Source organism: Streptomyces sp. NPDC038135 (genome assembly GCF_055601245.1).
In genome coordinates this window covers 319794-338243 of the sequence record NZ_JBVJXS010000003.1, presented here as the reverse complement: position 1 = coordinate 338243, position 18450 = coordinate 319794, and the positions used below count along the sequence as shown (strand labels likewise).

Genomic DNA, 18450 nt, shown 5'->3' with positions numbered 1-18450 from the left:
TTCCGGCAAGCGGGCGTTAATTCACCCTCATAACCCTGAAATGCAGGCGGGGGCATTTTTGATAACTCTCACGGAGGTGAATCCCATGACCAAGGCTGCTACCAAGGCCGCTGTCAAGGCTGCGACGAAGGCCGCCACCAAGGCTGCCACCAAGGCCGCCACGAAGGCCGCCACCAAGGCCGCCGTCAAGGCCGCCGTCAAGGCCGCGTGATCCCGGTGGCATGGCGCCGCCCCCCGGGGCGGCGCCATGCCACTGCCGCATTCCCAGCACCGAGCACATCGCAGGGGTCCCGGAGGATCCAATGACGGACATGATCGCCGAATGCGAGCGGGCCGCCCACACCGACGGACTCGCCGCCGGACTGGCCGTGGCACTCGACGGACTCGGCCCGGCCGCGGCGCCGGGGCCCGTCGCCGCCGTACCGGCGGCCTGGACGGGACCCGACGACGAAGTGGTACGGCACCCGGTCGCCGGACACGAGGGCATCGCCTTCGTCCGTCCCGCCGACCGCGACCCGGCCCCCGAGCGCACGCTGGTCGCCCTCGGCGCCCGCCTCGCCGCAGCCCGCCTGGGCGCCACCCGGCGGCTCACCGAGCACGCCGTGGAGCACCTGTCCGGCCGGACGGCCGGCGGCGAACCCACCATCCGCAAGCAGCTGGTGCTCGGCACCGTCGCCGACCTGCTGACCGCGCTGGAGGCGCTCGGCGCCCAACTGCGCGTCACCGAGAGCAGCGTGGCGACCCTCGCCGACGTGCACGACAGCATCACCGGCCTCGACTGGGAGGCGGCCAAGCTGCTCGGCGCCAGCGGCTTCCTCACCGACAGCCCCGGCCGCAGCGCGCACGTCTCCCAACTCACCGCCAACTGCTGGGTCGTGAGGGAAGGCACGCGATGACCGATCTCGACCCGGCCCTGCGCGCGATGCGCGACTGCTTCGCGGACGCCGTCCCCGACCTGCGCTCGCGCGCCCTGTCCGTGGACGCCGACCCCACCGCCGTCGCCGGCCACCTGGACGCGCCGGGCCTCGACATCGTCCGCAGCGCCACCACACCCAAGCGCCACCGCGGCCGGCTCGCGGCCACCCCGCTGGACGCCTACGACACGGAGACCTGCCTGGCCCGGGTGGTCGGCACCGTCGAACTCGCCCGCGGCGACGCCGCGATGCTCACCGCGGCCCCCGGCCCCTCCCTGGCCGGCACGGTCGTCGACGCCCTCGGCAGCGAGGCCCAGCAGGACCACTTCTACGAGACCATCGGCGACGGCCGCACCTGGACCTTCTTCGGCATGACCGAACCCGGCCTGGGCAGCGACGCGACCCGGCTGAGCACCCGCCTGGAACGCGACCCCGACGGCGGATACCGGCTGCACGGCACCAAGCGGTACATCAGCAACGGCACCCGCGGCAGCGTCGGCGCCGTCTTCGCCCGCACCGGCCCCTCACCGCTGTCCATCCGCGCGGTCCTCGTCCACTGCCCCGCCGACGGCTTCACCAGCCGCGCGCTGGACATGACCGGCCTGCGCGGCGCCCGCATCAGCGAACTGAGCTTCGACGGCGTGCGCGTGGCCGAGGACATGGTCCTCGGCAACCACCTGCGGCTGTCCCAGCGCGGCCTGTGGGGCGTCATGCGCACCTTCAACTACATGCGCGTCCACATCGCCGCACTGGCCCTGGGCACCGCCATGGCGCTCACCGAGTACGTGCGGGAGCACCGGCCCGCCCTGACCGCGGCCGAGGTGATGACGGCCCGGCTGCTCGCCGCCCGCCAGATGGTCTACGAGGCCGCGGCCTCGGTCGACCACGACCCCGACGACCAGCGCCCGCCCTCCATGGCCAAACTGCACGCCACCCGCCTCGCCGTGACCACCGCCCACTGGGCCGCCACGGCCCTGGGCCCGGCGTCGCTGCTGGACCACCCGCTCCTGGAGAAGTGGAGCCGCGATGTGTACGCCTTCGAGTTCATGGACGGCACGAGCAACATCCAGCGACTCCAGATCGCCCGCGACCTGTGACGCGGCAGCGGCCGCACGGCTGAGGAAGGACCCATGACCACACCCGCGGACACCGGCCCGCCCCACTGGTCCGCCCGCCCGTACGACCCGGAACGGGCGGCGGACCGCGAGACGGCCCTGGCCTTCTTCACCGAGCCGGACTTCCACTTCCGCACCGCCCAGCCCGACACCCGGGCCGAGTGGGAGCTCCTCGGACTCCTCGACGACGGCACCCGCATCCTGCTGGCCGACTCCGTCCCGGTCGGCCTCTACGCCGTGGAGGACATGGGCAGTGAACACGGATCACATGTCCAGCTCGACCTGCGGCTGCACGCCCGCGCGCCCGGCCACTGGTGGCCGGCGGCCTATCGGGCCGTACTGGACGGGCTGCGCTGGCGCCGCGAACTGGTGCGGGTGACCGTCCGCGTGGGGGAGCACGACGCCCGCGGCCTCGCCGCCGCCCGGGCCGCCGGCCTCACCGAGGAGGGCACGCTCGCCCACGTCACCCTGCACGACGGCAAGCCGTGCGGCACCGTCTTCTTCTCACAGATCTGGGCACCCGCGTCATGAGGCTGAGAGGCTACCGAGAGGCCGACCGCACCCTGCTGACCGGAGACTGGCTGCCCGGCGAGATGCTGGGGCTGCCGGTCGCCGGCCGGCCGCCGCTGGCCGAGCCGTCCGTGGTGGCGGCCCCCGCCGACGACACCAGCGAGGTGTGCGTCGTACCCGGCGCAGGCTACGTCCGCTTCGCGGAGATCGACTGGATCCACCGGCGCGCCCGCCTGGAGACCGGCCTGCACACCGTTCCGGAGGATCCGGCCCGGCTCCTGGCGGCCGCGGTCGACCACGGGTTCCGGGTGCTCGGCCTGCACCGCCTCCACGGTCTCGTCACCCCCGCCGCGCACCCGCCGGACGCCGCCCTGGCAGCGGCCGGCTTCCGGCACGAGGCCACGATCCCGCAGGCCCTGTGGCTCGCGGGCCGTCCCGTCGAACGTCAGGTGTGGGGAGTCGTCGATGCCTGAGCTGGAACTGCTGACCCCGTCCGCCGCCGCGGCCGCGCTGACCGCGGCCGGGGACGACGGGCGCGGGTTCCTGGGACTCGACCCGGTCACCCAGAACGAGCCGCTGCTCGCCCGGGAGCTGGCCGGCGGGGCCGCCGCCTTCCGCTACGCGGACACCGTCCTCGGCTGCCGGGTCAATCCCGACCAGCCGCGGCAGGCCGAGGTCGCCGCGACCACCGCCGACCCGGACGCCCTCGGCGCCCTGCTCGACTTCCTGCACACCTACCAGCGGTGCACCTCGTTCGTGGCTCTCGTCCCGGAGTCCCTCGACACCTCCGGCTACCGCGCCCACGGCTTCACCGAAACCGGTCTGCTGCGCTCCCACCGCTTCGCCGCCGGCGCCTACCGAGACGTCCGGGTGCTCCACGCGGCGAGAGACGCGTACTGACCACGATCGCCGACGACGACGCCGGGCGGCGGCCGCCGGGCGGCCGCCGCCCGGCACGTCACCAGGCCAGGTCCGTCACCCGCGCAAGCCGGTCGACGGCGACCTCGGGCGGCGGCCCCGTGGTGGCGAGCGCCGACACATACCCCTCGTCCAGCGACAGCCCGGTCAGCCGGATCGCCTCGTCGGGCCAGTGGTCCAGCGGGGCGGTGAGCCGCACGACGGGGCCGTCCACGCCCAGCGCGGTGAAAGGCACCGCCAGCAGTCCGTGCCCGGTGAGCTTCACCACGGCCTCCTTGCACGCCCAGAGGCGGAACAGCTCCCGGCGCAGCGCCTGCCCGGACAGCCCGGCCAGCGCCGTGCGCTCGCTCTCGGTGGCCAGCAGCGGGATCATCCGCTCCGGCTCCACGTGCCGGCTGCCCGCCTCCACGTCCAGGCCCACCCGGGTGTCCGTGGAAGCGGCGATCGCCACGAGGTCCCCGGAGTGCGAGACGGAGTAGTCGAGTTCCGGCGCCGCGGCGAACCGGGGCTTGCCGTGGCCGGGGTGCGCGCAGTGGGCGCAGGCCCGGGTGATGTCCACCTCGGCGGCGGGCGCCCCCGAATACCGGCTGCACAGCGTCCGCTGGAGGGCGCGCGAGAGCACGAACGTCCGCCGTACCGACGCCACGTCCAGTTCCCCGGCCCGGTCCAGCTCGGCCTCCGACAACAGCCGCGCCGCCTCCGCCTCGTCGGCGGTCCTCGCGTCGACGACCCACACCCGAACGGCCATGCCCCGCCCCCTGAGAGCTTCCTCACACACCATGAGCCGGGAAGGACCGTACGGCCGCCCACGGCATCCGATGACGGACGCCCCTGCGCCGGCCACCGGCGAAGCCTCCCGGGCAACGCGGAACGGGCGGCATCGTCATCACGATGCCGCCCGTTCCAGCGGTACTACCGGAGCGGTCCGAGGACGCTCCTCTGTGCGCGAGGGGGGAGTTGAACCCCCACGCCCTTGCGGGCACTGGAACCTGAATCCAGCGCGTCTGCCTATTCCGCCACCCGCGCATTGGGTGTGTCTTCCGGCTCCGTTCCTTGCGGCCCGGCGCCTTCCGACATCCAGAACATTAGCACGTCGTACGGGTGGGATTCACATCCCTTACCTGCCGCCCGACCGGGTAGGGAGAGCCCAGGCGACGGCCGCGTATCGAGGAGAGCCTGTTCACGTATCAACCTCGTACCGGTCCCGGTCATCTCTCCATGAGGAGGCCCGGGTCCACAGCCGGGTGCGGGACACTGGTCCTTGCCCGCCTCTACGATCCTGTCTGCAGGAGTTCGAAGGGGAGCCGCTCGGGGAACCGGCTGAATGCAGGACGCGTAGATACGATCAGTGAGCAGTACGGGCGGCACGGCGGCCCGCAGCAGGCACAGAGCAGGGCAAGGCACGACGGCAGCGACGGAGGAGGTGCCCCATGGGAGTCCTGAAGAAGTTCGAGCAGCGTCTCGAAGGTCTGGTCAACGGCACCTTCGCCAAGGTCTTCAAGTCCGAGGTCCAGCCCGTGGAGATCGCCGGCGCGCTCCAGCGGGAGTGCGACAACAACGCGACCATCTGGAACCGGGACCGCACGGTCGTCCCCAACGACTTCATCGTGGAGCTGAGCGCGCCCGACCACGAGCGCCTCAGCCCCTACTCCGGGCAGCTCGGCGACGAACTGGCCGGGATGGTGCGCGACTACGCCAAGCAGCAGCGCTACACCTTCATGGGCCCGATCAAGGTCAACCTGGAGAAGGCCGACGACCTGGACACCGGCCTGTACCGGGTGCGCAGCCGCACCCTGGCCTCCTCCAGCAGCCAGCAGGCGCCCCCCGCGCCGCCCGCCGGCCGCCCCGGACCCGGCCCCGCCCAGGGCGGCGGATACGGCTACCCGCCCGCCGCTCCCGCCGCAGCGCCCCCCATGCCGTCCGCACCGCCGCCCGGCACCCGCCCCGGCGGCTACGGATACCCGCAGCCCGCCACCCAGCGGCCCGCGGCCGCGCCCATGGCCGGCGGACGCACCCGCTACTGGATCGAGATCAACGGCACCCGCCATCAGATCTCCCGCCCGACCCTGGTGCTGGGCCGCAGCACCGAGGCCGACGTGCGGATCGACGACCCCGGCGTCTCCCGCCGGCACTGTGAGATCCGGACCGGAACGCCCTCGACGATCCAGGATCTCGGCTCCACCAACGGCATCGTGGTGGACGGGCAGCACACCACCCGCGCTACGCTCCGCGACGGCTCGCGGATCGTCGTGGGCAGCACCACCATCATTTACCGGCAAGCCGAAGGGTGAAGCGGGGGCAATGTCAGAGCTGACCCTCACGGTCATGCGGCTGGGTTTCCTGGCCGTACTGTGGCTGTTCGTGATCGTGGCCGTGCAGGTCATCCGTAGTGACCTGTTCGGCACACGCGTCACCCAGCGCGGAGCGCGCAGGGAGGCGGCACGGCCGCAGCAGGCCGCCCGGCAGCAGTCCGCGCCCCCGCAGCAGCGCGGCCAGCAGGGCGGCGGCCGCCGCGGCCGCAACGCCCCCACCAAGCTGGTCGTGTCCGAGGGCACCCTCACCGGCACCACGGTCGCGCTGCAGGGACAGACCATCACCCTGGGCCGGGCGCACGACTCCACGATCGTGCTGGACGACGACTACGCCTCCAGCCGCCATGCCAGGATCTACCCGGACCGCGACGGCCAGTGGATCGTCGAGGATCTCGGCTCCACCAACGGCACCTACCTGGACCGGTCCCGGCTGACGACTCCCACGCCGATCCCGCTGGGCGCGCCGATCCGCATCGGCAAAACCGTCATCGAGCTGCGGAAGTAGTGCTACGTCATGAGTGAGCGCGAGCGGAGCGAGCACGCAGCGGCAGGCCGCACCCCGGTCTGCGGCGCGCTCCCGACCGGAGGGTGGGCAGTGTGGCTCGACACGACCGGCTGTACCCGGAGCCGACGGGCGAGGTGCGCATGAGTCTGTCACTGCGCTTCGCCGCCGGATCGCACAAGGGCATGATCCGGGAGGGCAACGAGGACTCCGGTTACGCCGGTCCCCGCCTGCTCGCGATCGCCGACGGCATGGGCGGCCAGGCGGCCGGCGAGGTCGCCTCCTCCGAGGTCATCTCCACCCTGGTCACGCTCGACGACGACGTCCCCGGCTCCGACATCCTCACCTCCCTCGGCCACGCCGTGCAGCGCGCCAACGACCAGCTGCGCTCCATGGTCGAGGAGGACCCGCAGCTCGAGGGCATGGGCACCACGCTCACCGCCCTGCTGTGGACCGGGCAGCGGCTCGGCCTGGTGCACGTCGGCGACTCGCGCGCGTACCTGCTGCGCGACGGCGTGCTGTCCCAGATCACCCAGGACCACACCTGGGTGCAGCGGCTCGTCGACGAAGGCCGCATCACCGAGGAAGAGGCCACCACCCACCCGCAGCGCTCCCTGCTGATGCGCGCCCTCGGCAGCGGCGACCACGTCGAGCCCGACCTGTCCATCCGCGAGGTCCGGGCCGGCGACCGCTACCTGATCTGCTCCGACGGTCTGTCCGGCGTCGTCTCCCACCAGACGATGGAGGAGACCCTCGCCAGCTACCAGGGCCCGCAGGAGACCGTGCAGGAGCTGATCCAGCTCGCGCTGCGCGGCGGCGGCCCGGACAACATCACCGTGATCATCGCCGACGTGCTCGACCTGGACACCGGCGACACCCTCGCCGGGCAGCTGTCCGACACCCCGGTCGTGGTCGGCGCCGTCGCGGAGAACCAGCACCACCTGCACGACAACGGCATCATGCAGACCCCGGCCGGCCGCGCCTCCCACCTGGGCCGCCAGGGCCACCCCGGGGGCGGCGGCGAGTTCGGCCCGCCCGGCTCCGGCGACACCACCGGCTACGTCCCCACCGACGGATACGGGGACTACGGCGACGAGGACTTCACCAAGCCGCGCAAGAACCGCAGGTGGCTGAAGAGATCGTTCTACGGCGTCCTCGCCCTCGCCGTGATCGGCGGCGGCCTGTACGGCGGCTACCGCTGGACGCAGACCCAGTACTACGTCGGCACCAACGGCGAGCACGTCGCCCTGTACCGCGGCATCAGCCAGGACCTGGCCTGGGTGTCGCTGTCCAAGGTCGAGAAGGACCACCCCGAGATCGAACTCAAGTACCTGCCGCCCTACCAGCAGAAGCAGGTCAAGAACACGATCACGGCGGGTGGCCTGGACCAGGCCCGGGCGAAGATCGACGCCCTGTCCGTGCAGGCCTCCGCGTGCCGCAAGCAGGCGGAGCGCGCGGCCGCCGAGACGGAGAAGAACGCCAAGACCGGCGAGGGCGAGGCCGGAGGCACCACGGGAACCACCCCGGCCTCCTTCACGTCCAAGGCATCGCCCACGCCGAATCCGTCGGCGTCGTCGAAGTCCCCGTCGTCCCCCTCGAAGTCCCCGACCGCCAAGCCCAGTCCCGGCCCGAGCCTCTCCGAGAATGAGCAGAAGGTCGTCGATCAGTGCGGCAAGCAGTAAGCACGCCGTGAGAGGCCCTGTCACACGATGAGCAGCACTTCGAACACACCGACGCACCACACGTCCACGATCGGCGCCATCGGCGCACCGAGCCGACGCAACACCGAACTGGCCCTGCTGGTCTTCGCGGTGGTCATCCCGGTGTTCGCCTACGCCAACGTGGGCCTGGCCATCGACGGTTCGGTCCCGGCCGGCCTGCTCGGCTACGGCCTGGGCCTCGGTCTGCTGGCCGGCATCGCCCATCTCGTGGTGCGCAAGTTCGCCGCCTACGCCGACCCGCTGCTGCTGCCCCTGGCGACGCTGCTGAACGGGCTGGGGCTGGTGGTCATCTGGCGGCTGGACCAGTCGAAGCTGCTGCAGAGCATCGGCGTCGCCGGTGGCAAGGCGACCAACCAGCTCATCTACACCGCGCTGGGCATCGGGCTGTTCGTCGCCGTGCTGATCTTCCTCAAAGACCACCGCACGCTGCAGCGCTACACGTACATCTCCATGGCGGCGGCGCTGGTGCTGCTGCTGCTCCCGCTGGTACCGGGCCTGGGCGCCGACCTCACCTACGGCGCCAAGATCTGGATCAAGGTCGGCAGCTTCACCATCCAGCCCGGCGAGTTCGCCAAGATCGTCCTGGCCGTGTTCTTCGCCGGCTACCTGATGGTCAAGCGTGACGCGCTGGCCCTGGCCAGCCGCCGCGTCATGGGCATGTACCTGCCTCGCGGCCGCGACCTCGGCCCGATCCTCGTCGTCTGGGCGATCTCGATCCTCATCCTCGTCTTCGAGACCGACCTCGGCACCTCGCTGCTGTTCTTCGGCATGTTCGTGATCATGCTGTACGTCGCCACCGAGCGGACCAGCTGGATCGTCTTCGGCCTGCTGATGTCCGCCCTCGGCGCCGTCGGTGTGGCCAGCTTCGAACCGCACATCCAGACCCGTGTGCAGGCGTGGCTCAACCCCATGCACGAGTACCTGGCCAGCCGCTCCGGCGTCCACGACGGCAAGGTCCACTCCGAGCAGCTCCAGCAGGCCCTGTGGGCCTTCGGCTCCGGCGGCACCCTGGGCACCGGATGGGGCCAGGGCCACTCCGAGCTGATCCGCTTCGCCGCCAACTCCGACTTCGTCCTCGCCACCTTCGGCGAGGAGCTGGGCCTGGCCGGCGTCATGGCCATCCTCCTCGTCTACGGCCTGATCGTGGAGCGCGGCGTGCGCACCGCGCTCGCCGCCCGCGACCCGTTCGGCAAGCTGCTCGCCATCGGCCTGTCCGGCGCCTTCGCGCTCCAGGTGTTCGTCGTGGCCGGCGGTGTCATGGGCCTCATCCCGCTGACCGGTATGACGATGCCGTTCCTCGCCTACGGCGGTTCCTCCGTGATCGCCAACTGGGCCCTGATCGGCATCCTCATCCGGATCAGCGACACCGCGCGCCGCCCGGCACCCGCACCCGCCGCCAACCCCGACGCCGAGATGACCCAGGTGGTCCGCCCGTCATGAACAAGCCCCTGCGCCGGATCGCGATCTTCTGCGGCCTGCTCGTCCTGGCCCTGCTGATCCGCGACAACTGGCTCCAGTACGTCAAGGCCGACCAGCTGCGCACCGACACGGCCAACCGCCGGGTCGCCATCGAGCGGTACGCCAACCCGCGGGGCGACATCGTCGTCGACGGCGACCCCATAACCGGGTCGGTCGAGTCCAAGAGCGGCGACTTCAAGTACAAGCGCACCTACAAGGACGGGCCCATGTGGGCCCCCGTCACCGGATACTCCTCGCAGGCGTTCGGCGCCACCCAGCTGGAGAGCATCGAGGACGGCATCCTCACCGGCAACGACGACCGGCTCTTCTTCCGCAAGACGCTCGACATGATCACCGGCAAGGACCAGCAGGGCGGCAACGTCGTCACCACGCTCAACGCCGCCGCGCAGAAGGCCGCGTACGGCGGCCTGAAGTCCCAGGGCGGCAAGGGCGCCGTGGTGGCCCTTGAGCCCTCCACCGGCAAGATCCTCGCCCTGGCGTCCTACCCCTCGTACGACCCGTCGAGCTTCGCGGGCAACACGGACAAGGACTCCAAGGCCTGGAACAAGATCCTCAAGAAGAACGACCCGTCCGACCCGGCGCTCAACCGGGCGCTGCGCGAGACCTACCCGCCGGGCTCCACCTTCAAGGTGGTCACCGCGGCGGCCGCGCTGGAGAACGGCCTGTACAAGTCGGCCGACGAGAAGACCGACTCCCCGCTGCCCTACATCATGAAGGGCACCACCACCGAGCTGAAGAACGAGGGCAACATCCCCTGCAAGGACGCCAACATGCGCGAGGCGCTGCGGGTGTCCTGCAACACCGTCTTCGGCAAGATCGGCGCCGACCTCGGCAACGACAAGATGCTGGACGAGGCGAAGAAGTTCGGCTTCGACGCCGAGCAGTTCACCCCGGTCCGCTCCAGCGCCTCGGTGTTCTCCGACGACATGAACCCGTCGCAGACCGCGCTGTCCTCCATCGGCCAGTACAACACCGCCGCCACCCCGCTGCAGATGGCCATGGTCGCCTCGGCCGTCGCCAACGACGGCAAGCTGATGAAGCCGTACATGGTCGACCAGCTGCAGTCCTCCAACCTCGACCCGGTCGCCAAGACCGACCCCGAGGAGCTGAGCCGGCCGCTGTCCCCGGAGAACGCGCAGATCCTGCAGTCGATGATGGAGACGGTCGTCAAGAGCGGCACGGGCCAGCGGGCGCAGATCGGCGGCGGGGTGACCGTCGGCGGCAAGACCGGCACCGCCCAGCACGGCGTGGCGAACAGCGCGAACCCGTACGCGTGGTTCATCTCGTACGCCAAGCTCAGCGACAACAGCTCGCCGGTCGCCGTGGCCGTGGTGGTCGAGGACGAGAACGCCAACCGTGACGACATCTCCGGCGGCGGCCTGGCCGCGCCGATCGCGAAGAGCGTCATGGAGGCGGTCATCGACTCCAAGAAGTGAACCCGCTCACGTCCCCTTCACATCGTTGCACGTTGCGATACCGGTCCTGTATCGGGTTCCGGGCTTGGCCAGGGCACACGGAGCGAGCCGGGTACGGTAGGCCCGGACGGCAGCCTCCGGCCGCACACGACATGTGCGCGGCCGAGACCGACGGAGAGGGCTGGTAGGTAGCTATGGAAGAGCCGCGTCGCCTCGGCGGCCGGTACGAGCTGGGCCAGGTGCTCGGTCGTGGTGGCATGGCGGAGGTCTACCTCGCGCATGACACCCGTCTCGGCCGCACCGTGGCGGTGAAGACGCTGCGCGCGGACCTCGCGCGCGACCCGTCCTTCCAGGCCCGGTTCCGCCGGGAGGCCCAGTCGGCCGCCTCGCTCAACCATCCCGCGATCGTCGCGGTCTACGACACGGGCGAGGACTACATCGACGGGGTCTCGATCCCGTACATCGTCATGGAGTACGTCGACGGCTCCACGCTCCGTGAGCTCCTCCACTCCGGCCGCAAGCTGCTGCCGGAGCGGACGCTGGAGATGACCATCGGCATCCTCCAGGCCCTGGAGTACTCGCACCGGGCCGGCATCGTCCACCGCGACATCAAGCCGGCCAACGTCATGCTGACCCGCAACGGCCAGGTCAAGGTCATGGACTTCGGCATCGCCCGTGCCATGGGCGACTCCGGCATGACCATGACCCAGACCGCGGCCGTCATCGGCACGGCCCAGTACCTCTCCCCGGAGCAGGCCAAGGGCGAGCAGGTCGACGCCCGCTCGGACCTCTATTCGACGGGCTGCCTCCTCTACGAGCTGCTGACGGTCCGCCCGCCCTTCGTCGGCGACTCACCGGTGGCCGTGGCCTACCAGCACGTCCGCGAGGAGCCGCAGGCCCCCTCGGTCTTCGACCCCGAGATCACGCCCGAGATGGACGCCATCGTCCTGAAGGCCCTGGTCAAGGACCCGAACTACCGCTACCAGTCGGCCGACGAGATGCGCGCCGACATCGAGGCCTGCCTCGACGGCCAGCCGGTCGCCGCCACGGCCGCGATGGGCGCCGTGGGCGCGGCGGGCTACGGCGGCTACCCCGACGACCGGCCGACGACCGCGCTGCGCTCGGACGCGGGCGGCGGGGCGACCACCATGCTCCCGCCGATGAGCCCCGACGACGGCGGCTACGGCTACGACGAGCGCCCGGACCGCCGCCGCCAGCAGAAGAAGAACAACTCCTCGACGATCCTCCTCGTGGTCGCGGGCATCCTGGTGCTGATCGGCGCGATCCTGATCGGCCAGTACGTGTTCAGCTCGCACGACGGCGAGGGCGACACGTTCGGCGCCCCGAACTTCGTCGGCAACAGCTACGGCACGGCCCAGAAGATGGCCGAGAACCGCGGCCTGAAGCTGGCGCCCCCCACCCGCAAGCCCTGCGCAAACCAGCCGAAGGGCAACGTCTGCGAGCAGAACCCGACGGAGGGCTCGGACGTCAAGAAGGGCGACACCATCAAGCTGGTGGTGTCCACCGGCGCGCCCAAGGTCACCGTCCCCGACGTGCTCGGCATCCAGTACGACCAGGCCGAGGCCCAGCTGCGGAAGAAGGGCTTCGAGGTCGAGAAGAAGACCGAGGTGTCCAGCCAGACGCCCAACGTGGTCACCAAGCAGGACCCGGACGGCGGCACCAGCCGGCAGAAGGGCTCCACCATCGTCCTCACGGTCGCGAAGGCCGAGGAGAAGGTCGCGGTCCCGGACGTCACCGGGAAGACCTGTGACGAGGCCAGGGCCGAGCTGCAGTCCAAGGGCCTGGCCCCGAACGCGACCTGCAACGACACCCCCACCGACAACCCGGACGACGACGGCAAGGTCCTCTCGACCAACCCGCAGGCGGGCAGCGAGGTCGCCAAGAACACCCCGGTGACGATCAACGTCGGCAAGGTGCAGAACCAGCAGGTCCAGGTTCCGCAGGTGCAGAACCGGAGCCTCAAGGACGCCCGGAAGATGCTCGAGGACCTCGGGCTCCAGGTGGCCGTCCAGGGCGGCTCGCAGGACGACAACGCCCGGGTCCTCACGTCCAACCCGACGCCGGGCAGCCCCGTGAACAAGGGCGACACGGTGACCCTGTTCACCGTGGCCCAGAACGGCAACAACGGCGGCCCGAACATCTTCGGCGGCGTCGGAGGCTAGCCGGCACACGGTCGACGGACCGGTCCGCAGCGGTTCACGCAGGCGCCCGGCTGGGAACTCCCGGCCGGGCGCCGCGCGTTGCCGGCGAGTGCGCCGGTCGGGGTGGGCGCCTCAGCGCAGCTCCGCCGGCGGCGTCCGCCCGCTGTCGACCTTGTCCACGCGGACCAGTTCGCCCCACACCACGTACCGGTAGCGCGAGGTGTACACGGGCGTGCAGGTCGTCAGGGTGATGTAGCGGCCCGGCTTCTTCCTGCCGGACTCCTCGGGGACCTGGGAGAGGACCTTGACGTTGTACTTCGAGGTCTCCGGGAGGATCGAGTAGACCTTGTAGACGTACCAGTCGTCCTTCGTCTCGAAGACGATCGGGTCGCCTTCCTTCAGCTTGTCGATGTTGTGGAACTTCGCGCCGTGGCCGTCCCGGTGAGCGGCGAGGGTGAAGTTGCCCTTCTTCCCGGTGGTGGGCAGCACGGCCTTGAAGGGGTCCGTGTAGTAGCCGGCCACGCCGTCGTCGAGGACGTCCTCGTCGGTGCCCTTCTCCACCAGCACCGCGCCGTTGCGCATCGCGGGCACGTGCAGGAAGCCGATGCCGTCCTTGGTGTCCAGGGCGCCGGGACCGGTGTCGGCGGACCGGGCCCAGTGGTCGCGGACCCGGTCGGCCTGCCGGTCCGCCCTGCGGTCCGCTATGACGTTCGTCCACCACAGGGAGTAGACGACGAACAGTCCCATCACCAGGCCCGCGGTGATGAGCAGTTCCCCGAAGAAGCTGACCGCCAGCGCGACCCGGCCGGGGCCGCGGCGGCCCGGGTCGGGCGTCGCGCCGGGCGCGTCCGTGTGGTCTTCGGTGTCGTCGGCGGTGGCTGCCACAGTGTTGTTGCCCCTACTCGATGAGCGCGTCCGGCTTGCCCTTGCTGCGCGGGCGTTCCTCGACCATCTTGCCCCAGACGATCAGCCGGTACTTGCTGGTGAACTCCGGCGTACAGGTGGTCAGGGTGATGTAGCGGCCCGGCCCGGTGAAGCCCGAGCCCTTGGGCACCGGGTTCAGGACGCTGGTGTTGGACGGCGGTGTCACCGGCAGCGTCGAGGTCACCTTGTACACGAAGTACTCGTCCTGCGTCTCGACCACGACCGGGTCACCCGGCGTCAGCCGGTTGATGTACCGGAACGGCTCACCGTGGGTGTTGCGGTGCGCCGCCAGGCCGAAGTTGCCCGTCTTGGCGTCCGGCATCCCCGTCTTCAGCGGGGCCTCGCCGTAGTGCCCGACCATCCCCTTGTCGAGCACCTTCTTGTTGCTGACGCCCTCGGCGATCGGCGCGACCACGTCCAGCTTGGGGATGTGGAGTATCGCGAAGCCCTGGCCCGGCTCGAACACCCCCGGGGCCCGCTTGCCGCTCGCCCAGTCGTCCTGCAGCTGGTGCGTCTCGCTGCCCGCCTGCGCGTGCGCGCGGACGTTCGTCCACCAGAGCTGGTAGGTGACGAACAGCAGCATCAGCACGCCGGTGGTGATGAACACCTCGCCGATCGCCCGGCTCGCGATGACACCCGGACTCGCCTTGCGCAGCCGCGCCTGCCGCCGGGCCTCGACCCGGGACAGCGGCCGCCCGGTCTCCGGCTCCGGGGCCGCGGCTTCCCGGTGCGCTCCGCCGTGGCGCCCGCCGCGCCGCTTGGCGGCCTTCCTGCGGGCCGCGCGGCCACCCGGCGGGGTTCCGGGAACGGAGGAGGCGGAAGAGGCTCCAGAGGCGCGTGCGGCCCCGCTCCCGGGCCCCTGCACCGGGTCGGGGAGCCGCAGCGCCATCGTCTCGTCGTCCAGGGCGGCCCGGTACGGCTCCCCCGGCGCCGGCCCCGCGGCCTGCCAGTCCCCAAGCGCACCGGAAGCCCCGTACGACTGATCCCCGTACGAGGCATCGGTCTCGCGCTCCGGGCGCAGCGCGGTCACGCCGTGGCCCTGCCCACCACCGGGGCGAGCCCCGCCGACCTCGCCACCGCGCCCTCGTCGCCGCACTCCACCAGCCAGTTGGCCAGCATCCGGTGTCCGTGCTCGGTCAGCACCGACTCGGGATGGAACTGCACGCCCTCCACCGGGAGTTCACGGTGCCGCAGCCCCATGACGATGCCGTCGTGGGTACGGGCGGTGACCTCCAGCTCGTCCGGGACGGTCGAGGGCTCCGCGGCCAGCGAGTGGTAGCGGGTCGCCGTGAACGGCGAGGGCAGCCCGGCGAAGACGCCCCGGCCGCCGTGCTCCACCAGCGAGGTCTTGCCGTGCAGCAGCTCGGGCGCCCGGTCCACCACACCGCCGTACGCGACCTGCATCGACTGCATGCCGAGGCACACCCCGAAGACGGGGACGCCGGTCGCCGCGCAGTGCCGGACCATCTCCACGCACACGCCCGCCTGCTCCGGCGTGCCCGGTCCCGGCGACAGCAGCACGCCGTCGAAGCCGTCCTGGGCGTGCGCGGTCGACACCTCGTCGTTGCGCAGCACCTCGCACTCGGCGCCCAGCTGGTACAGGTACTGGACCAGGTTGAAGACGAAGCTGTCGTAGTTGTCGACGACGAGAATCCGCGCGCTCACTGGTTGTCCACCGTCACATCGTTGAAGGGCAGCAGCGGTTCGGCCCAGGGGAAGACGTACTGGAACAGGACGTAGACCACGGCCAGGACCAGGACGAGCGAGACCGTCGCCTTCACCCACACGTTCCCCGGCAGATGCCGCCAGATCCAGCCGTACATGCCGTCCCTTCCCGTCTCGCCACGGCACCGGTAACCCACGCCGTACGGCACCAGACTAACGGCGTGCAGCCCTTGGTCGGCCTGACTCGGCGGGCTGCGTGGTCAGCGCGGGGGACCCGTCCGGACGTGTGTACCCGGACGTACGTGACAGGGGGCCGATCGCCTCAACGCCGGCCGCGGCGGTTCCGCCGGACCGCGCGCCGCCGGCCCCGCGGGTGGGTGGCTACTGCACCGGTTTCGCGTAGTGCAGGTCCACGGTGCCCGAGTAGCCCGGCAGCGTCGCCGTCCCGTCCTCGGTGACCTTCCAGCCGAGGCCGTAGACGTTCACGTACACCATGTACGTCTGGATCGCCTTGCTCGCGGCAAGCGACTGCTGCAGCCGCTCCGGGTCGCCCACCGCGGTGATCTTGTACGGCGGCGAGTAGACGCGGCCCTGGAGGATCAGGGTGTTGCCGACGCAGCGCACCGCGCTGGTGGAGATCAGCCGCTGGTCCATGACCTTGATGCCCTTGGCCCCGCCCTGCCACAGCGCGTTCACCACGGCCTGCAGGTCCTGCTGGTGGATGACCAGGTAGTCGGGCTGCGGCTCGGGGTAGCCGGGGAGCTTGGCGGTGGCGTTCGGCGGGGCGTCGTTGAGGGTGACGGTGATCGCGCTGCCCTTGACCTGCTGGGTGCCCGCGCTCTTCTCCAGACCGCTCAGCTTCTCGTCCTGCGCCCTGGTGCTGCCGTCGTCGCCCTCGGCGAGCGACTCCACGTTGTCCCGCAGGGCCGCGTTCGACTCGTCGAGCTGCTTGTTCTTGTGGCTGCGCTCCTGGATCAGGTCGGACAGCTTGAGCAGCGAGGCGTCCTGCCGGATGTCGGTGCCCTTGGCCGTGTTGAAGCTGGTGAAGAAGATCAGACCGGCCAGCGCGAACACGGCCACCGTGAGAATCCGCGCCGGACGCAGGCGCGACGAACGAACGGGCCCGGAACCCGTTGATCCCGTCCCGGGGGAGTCGGCAGAATTGCTCAACGTACCCTTATCTCCTTCGGCGCCGCGGAAGCACTACGCTAACGGACGCCCGGGGGAGCGCTAAGCGTCCCCTTGTACGCTGCCCCGGACCGACCCAGTTACCTGCGCGGCCACGCAGCGCATCGACAGGAGAGACCCTCGTGCCGAAGTCACGTATCCGCAAGAAGGCCGACTACACGCCCCCGCCCGCGAAGCAGGGGCAGGCCATCAAGCTCACCAACCGCGCCTGGGTCGCGCCGGTCATGCTGGCCATGTTCCTCATCGGCCTGGCCTGGATCGTCGTCTTCTACGTCACGGACGGCTCGCTGCCGATCGACAGCCTGGACAACTGGAACATCGTGGTCGGATTCGGCTTCATCGCCGCCGGCTTCGGCGTCTCCACCCAGTGGAAGTAGACCGGTCCCGACCGGCTCTGCCCACGGCTGTTCACTGAGTTATCCACAGGATTGCAACGTCGTCCACACCCTCCTGGGGAAAAGACTACGATCTGTGGATAACCCATCGGGCGTTGACGCCGGTGTGACTGCCCTACCGGCCCCTGGAAAACCGTTCGCCCCCTGCCTCACCTGCGGAAACACATCCGAGCGGCAGGGGGCGCAGCTGTGCCCGCACAGTATGCACAAGATTCGCCACACACTGTGGACAACGGTTCGACGTCAGGTGAGCTGAGCGGTTCTGACCAGCACCATGACCACGACCGCGACCAGTACGAGCGCACAGGTGCCGTACTGGATCAGCGACCGCCGCTCACGCGGGGCGTGCACCATGGCGTAGCCCGTGACGACGCCGGCGACCAGGCCGCCGATGTGGGCCTGCCAGGCGATACCGCCCCAGCCGAAGGTGATGATCAGGTTGATCACCAGCAGGGCGATGACCGGGCGCATGTCGTAGTTGAGCCGGCGCATCAGCACCGCCGTGGCCCCGAAGAGCCCGAAGATCGCGCCCGAGGCGCCGAGCGAGGCCGTGGAAGGCCCTTCGAGCAGGTACGTCAGGGCGCCTCCGGCCAGTCCGGAGACGAAGTACAGCGCCAGGTAGCGGGCCCGGCCGAGAGCCGCCTCGAGCGGTCCGCCGATCCACCACAGGCTGAGCATGTTGAACGCGATGTGCCAGATCTCCTGGTGGGTGAACATCGAGCTCAGGAAGCGGTAGTACTCGCCCTCGGCGACACCCATCGTCGGCTGGTAGGGCTTCGGGGGCCACTCGCCGATGAGGACCAGGTGGTCCACCAGCGAGCTCTCGGCCCGCACCGCGATGAACACGGCGATGTTGATCGCGATGAGGATCTTGGTGACCAGCCGGGGATCCGCCGTCACGGTGCCCCCCGCGACCGTGCGCGGGCGGGAGGCGGCCGGGGAGTGTCCGGTGCCGGAGCCGGCGCGGACGCATTCGGGGCACTGGAAGCCGACCGAGGCGCTGACCATGCACTCGGGGCAGATGGGGCGCTCGCAGCGGGTGCAGTGCACGCCGGTCTCGCGGTCCGGGTGCCGGTAGCACACGGGCACGCTCCGGGCGTCGTGCGTGCGGTCTGCGGCGTGGTCCATGAGCACCCCTTGCTGGTCGTGGGCCTTCCCCCGGCAACTACCCCGCCCCGCTCTTCCATACGGACGAGCGGGGCGTTTGGTTCCCTGCGGCGGCCCGGGGCG

19 protein-coding genes, 1 tRNA gene and 1 pseudogene are annotated in these 18450 nt (G+C 70.8%); 13 read left to right on the top strand and 8 right to left on the bottom strand.

All coding sequences use genetic code 11. The features are described 5' to 3' along the window. Positions 1-85: 85 nt before the first annotated feature. The 6 genes from ACZ7JA_RS09995 to ACZ7JA_RS09970 all read left to right on the top strand — a co-directional run bounded on the left by ACZ7JA_RS09995 (position 86) and on the right by ACZ7JA_RS09970 (position 3439). Entirely contained in the window at positions 86-211 is a 126-nt protein-coding gene (locus ACZ7JA_RS09995) for a hypothetical protein (protein WP_351661873.1), read from the top strand. Between the two features lie 91 nt (positions 212-302). Continuing rightward, positions 303-896, top strand: a complete 594-nt coding sequence (locus ACZ7JA_RS09990) for an acyl-CoA dehydrogenase family protein (RefSeq protein ID WP_450742536.1) — start codon at positions 303-305, stop codon at positions 894-896. Beyond that, positions 893-2011, top strand: coding sequence for an acyl-CoA dehydrogenase family protein (locus ACZ7JA_RS09985; RefSeq protein ID WP_470807854.1), 1119 nt, complete (start codon positions 893-895; stop codon positions 2009-2011). Before ACZ7JA_RS09990 ends, ACZ7JA_RS09985 begins: the two co-directional genes overlap by 4 nt. Before the next feature lie 33 nt (positions 2012-2044). After that, complete coding sequence (locus ACZ7JA_RS09980) at positions 2045-2560, top strand: hypothetical protein (protein WP_351661864.1); 516 nt, start codon at positions 2045-2047, stop codon at positions 2558-2560. Next, a complete protein-coding gene (locus tag ACZ7JA_RS09975; RefSeq protein WP_393432398.1) occupies positions 2557-3012 on the top strand; it encodes a GNAT family N-acetyltransferase in 456 nt (151 codons plus the stop codon). The genes ACZ7JA_RS09980 and ACZ7JA_RS09975 overlap by 4 nt, the downstream gene beginning before the upstream one ends. Further along, positions 3005-3439, top strand: a complete 435-nt coding sequence (locus ACZ7JA_RS09970; RefSeq protein ID WP_351661858.1) for a hypothetical protein — start codon at positions 3005-3007, stop codon at positions 3437-3439. Before ACZ7JA_RS09975 ends, ACZ7JA_RS09970 begins: the two co-directional genes overlap by 8 nt. A gap of 58 nt (positions 3440-3497) precedes the next feature. Here the strand turns inward: ACZ7JA_RS09970 and ACZ7JA_RS09965 are convergent, their stop codons facing one another. Then, positions 3498-4205, bottom strand: coding sequence for a 4'-phosphopantetheinyl transferase family protein (locus tag ACZ7JA_RS09965; protein ID WP_450748451.1), 708 nt, complete (start codon positions 4203-4205; stop codon positions 3498-3500). Between the two features lie 194 nt (positions 4206-4399). Then, a tRNA-Leu gene (locus ACZ7JA_RS09960) sits at positions 4400-4483 on the bottom strand. Between the two features lie 404 nt (positions 4484-4887). Here ACZ7JA_RS09960 and ACZ7JA_RS09955 point away from each other — a divergent pair. The 6 genes from ACZ7JA_RS09955 to pknB all read left to right on the top strand — a co-directional run bounded on the left by ACZ7JA_RS09955 (position 4888) and on the right by pknB (position 13069). Next, the gene (locus ACZ7JA_RS09955; RefSeq protein ID WP_351661854.1) at positions 4888-5748 is read left to right on the top strand and encodes a DUF3662 and FHA domain-containing protein; all 861 of its coding nucleotides are present in this window, start codon (positions 4888-4890) and stop codon (positions 5746-5748) included. Positions 5749-5758: 10 nt separating this feature from the next. Next, positions 5759-6274, top strand: a complete 516-nt coding sequence (locus ACZ7JA_RS09950) for an FHA domain-containing protein FhaB/FipA (RefSeq protein ID WP_061922349.1) — start codon at positions 5759-5761, stop codon at positions 6272-6274. Between the two features lie 140 nt (positions 6275-6414). Next, on the top strand, positions 6415-7953 hold the full coding sequence (locus tag ACZ7JA_RS09945; RefSeq protein WP_389451955.1) for a Stp1/IreP family PP2C-type Ser/Thr phosphatase: 1539 nt from the start codon (positions 6415-6417) through the stop codon (positions 7951-7953). Positions 7954-7980: 27 nt separating this feature from the next. Beyond that, on the top strand, positions 7981-9432 hold the full coding sequence (locus ACZ7JA_RS09940; protein ID WP_351661847.1) for an FtsW/RodA/SpoVE family cell cycle protein: 1452 nt from the start codon (positions 7981-7983) through the stop codon (positions 9430-9432). Next, complete coding sequence (locus tag ACZ7JA_RS09935) at positions 9429-10907, top strand: penicillin-binding transpeptidase domain-containing protein (RefSeq protein WP_351661845.1); 1479 nt, start codon at positions 9429-9431, stop codon at positions 10905-10907. The genes ACZ7JA_RS09940 and ACZ7JA_RS09935 overlap by 4 nt, the downstream gene beginning before the upstream one ends. Before the next feature lie 173 nt (positions 10908-11080). After that, positions 11081-13069 carry a Stk1 family PASTA domain-containing Ser/Thr kinase gene (pknB, locus tag ACZ7JA_RS09930; protein WP_389300264.1) on the top strand — a complete coding sequence of 663 codons (1989 nt, stop codon included), beginning with the start codon at positions 11081-11083 and terminating at the stop codon, positions 13067-13069. A gap of 111 nt (positions 13070-13180) precedes the next feature. Here the strand turns inward: pknB and ACZ7JA_RS09925 are convergent, their stop codons facing one another. From ACZ7JA_RS09925 to ACZ7JA_RS09905, 5 genes and pseudogenes are all read right to left on the bottom strand, one after another. Continuing rightward, positions 13181-13933 carry a class E sortase gene (locus ACZ7JA_RS09925; protein ID WP_470807853.1) on the bottom strand — a complete coding sequence of 251 codons (753 nt, stop codon included), beginning with the start codon at positions 13931-13933 and terminating at the stop codon, positions 13181-13183. A 13-nt stretch (positions 13934-13946) separates the two neighbouring features. Then, a complete protein-coding gene (locus ACZ7JA_RS09920; protein WP_470807852.1) occupies positions 13947-15002 on the bottom strand; it encodes a class E sortase in 1056 nt (351 codons plus the stop codon). After that, complete coding sequence (locus ACZ7JA_RS09915; protein ID WP_351661834.1) at positions 14999-15637, bottom strand: aminodeoxychorismate/anthranilate synthase component II; 639 nt, start codon at positions 15635-15637, stop codon at positions 14999-15001. Before ACZ7JA_RS09915 ends, ACZ7JA_RS09920 begins: the two co-directional genes overlap by 4 nt. Continuing rightward, positions 15634-15823 (bottom strand): annotated as a pseudogene (locus ACZ7JA_RS09910) (hypothetical protein). Before ACZ7JA_RS09910 ends, ACZ7JA_RS09915 begins: the two are co-directional and overlap by 4 nt. Before the next feature lie 195 nt (positions 15824-16018). Beyond that, a complete protein-coding gene (locus ACZ7JA_RS09905) occupies positions 16019-16807 on the bottom strand; it encodes a DUF881 domain-containing protein (protein WP_351661829.1) in 789 nt (262 codons plus the stop codon). A gap of 140 nt (positions 16808-16947) precedes the next feature. Between ACZ7JA_RS09905 and crgA the strand changes: the two genes are divergently transcribed. Next, on the top strand, positions 16948-17202 hold the full coding sequence (gene crgA, locus ACZ7JA_RS09900; protein ID WP_143630171.1) for a cell division protein CrgA: 255 nt from the start codon (positions 16948-16950) through the stop codon (positions 17200-17202). A 261-nt stretch (positions 17203-17463) separates the two neighbouring features. Here crgA and ACZ7JA_RS09895 read toward each other — a convergent pair whose 3' ends face one another. Next, positions 17464-18348 (bottom strand): rhomboid family intramembrane serine protease, encoded by an 885-nt coding sequence (locus tag ACZ7JA_RS09895; RefSeq protein ID WP_389451913.1) that lies wholly within the window; start codon positions 18346-18348, stop codon positions 17464-17466. Positions 18349-18450: the final 102 nt, after the last annotated feature.

What these genes read in the sequence shown, in the direction of transcription:
- ACZ7JA_RS09990 (WP_450742536.1), top strand. Translation starts at nt 303, where the DNA reads ATGACGGACATGATCGCCGAATGCGAGCGGGCCGCCCACACCGACGGA.
- ACZ7JA_RS09980 (WP_351661864.1), top strand. Translation starts at nt 2,045, where the DNA reads ATGACCACACCCGCGGACACCGGCCCGCCCCACTGGTCCGCCCGCCCG.
- ACZ7JA_RS09995 (WP_351661873.1), top strand. Translation starts at nt 86, where the DNA reads ATGACCAAGGCTGCTACCAAGGCCGCTGTCAAGGCTGCGACGAAGGCC.
- ACZ7JA_RS09955 (WP_351661854.1), top strand. Translation starts at nt 4,888, where the DNA reads ATGGGAGTCCTGAAGAAGTTCGAGCAGCGTCTCGAAGGTCTGGTCAAC.
- ACZ7JA_RS09895 (WP_389451913.1), bottom strand. Translation starts at nt 18,348, where the DNA reads ATGGACCACGCCGCAGACCGCACGCACGACGCCCGGAGCGTGCCCGTG.
- ACZ7JA_RS09965 (WP_450748451.1), bottom strand. Translation starts at nt 4,205, where the DNA reads ATGGCCGTTCGGGTGTGGGTCGTCGACGCGAGGACCGCCGACGAGGCG.
- ACZ7JA_RS09950 (WP_061922349.1), top strand. Translation starts at nt 5,759, where the DNA reads ATGTCAGAGCTGACCCTCACGGTCATGCGGCTGGGTTTCCTGGCCGTA.
- ACZ7JA_RS09975 (WP_393432398.1), top strand. Translation starts at nt 2,557, where the DNA reads ATGAGGCTGAGAGGCTACCGAGAGGCCGACCGCACCCTGCTGACCGGA.
- ACZ7JA_RS09940 (WP_351661847.1), top strand. Translation starts at nt 7,981, where the DNA reads ATGAGCAGCACTTCGAACACACCGACGCACCACACGTCCACGATCGGC.
- ACZ7JA_RS09985 (WP_470807854.1), top strand. Translation starts at nt 893, where the DNA reads ATGACCGATCTCGACCCGGCCCTGCGCGCGATGCGCGACTGCTTCGCG.
- ACZ7JA_RS09945 (WP_389451955.1), top strand. Translation starts at nt 6,415, where the DNA reads ATGAGTCTGTCACTGCGCTTCGCCGCCGGATCGCACAAGGGCATGATC.
- pknB (WP_389300264.1), top strand. Translation starts at nt 11,081, where the DNA reads ATGGAAGAGCCGCGTCGCCTCGGCGGCCGGTACGAGCTGGGCCAGGTG.
- ACZ7JA_RS09935 (WP_351661845.1), top strand. Translation starts at nt 9,429, where the DNA reads ATGAACAAGCCCCTGCGCCGGATCGCGATCTTCTGCGGCCTGCTCGTC.
- ACZ7JA_RS09970 (WP_351661858.1), top strand. Translation starts at nt 3,005, where the DNA reads ATGCCTGAGCTGGAACTGCTGACCCCGTCCGCCGCCGCGGCCGCGCTG.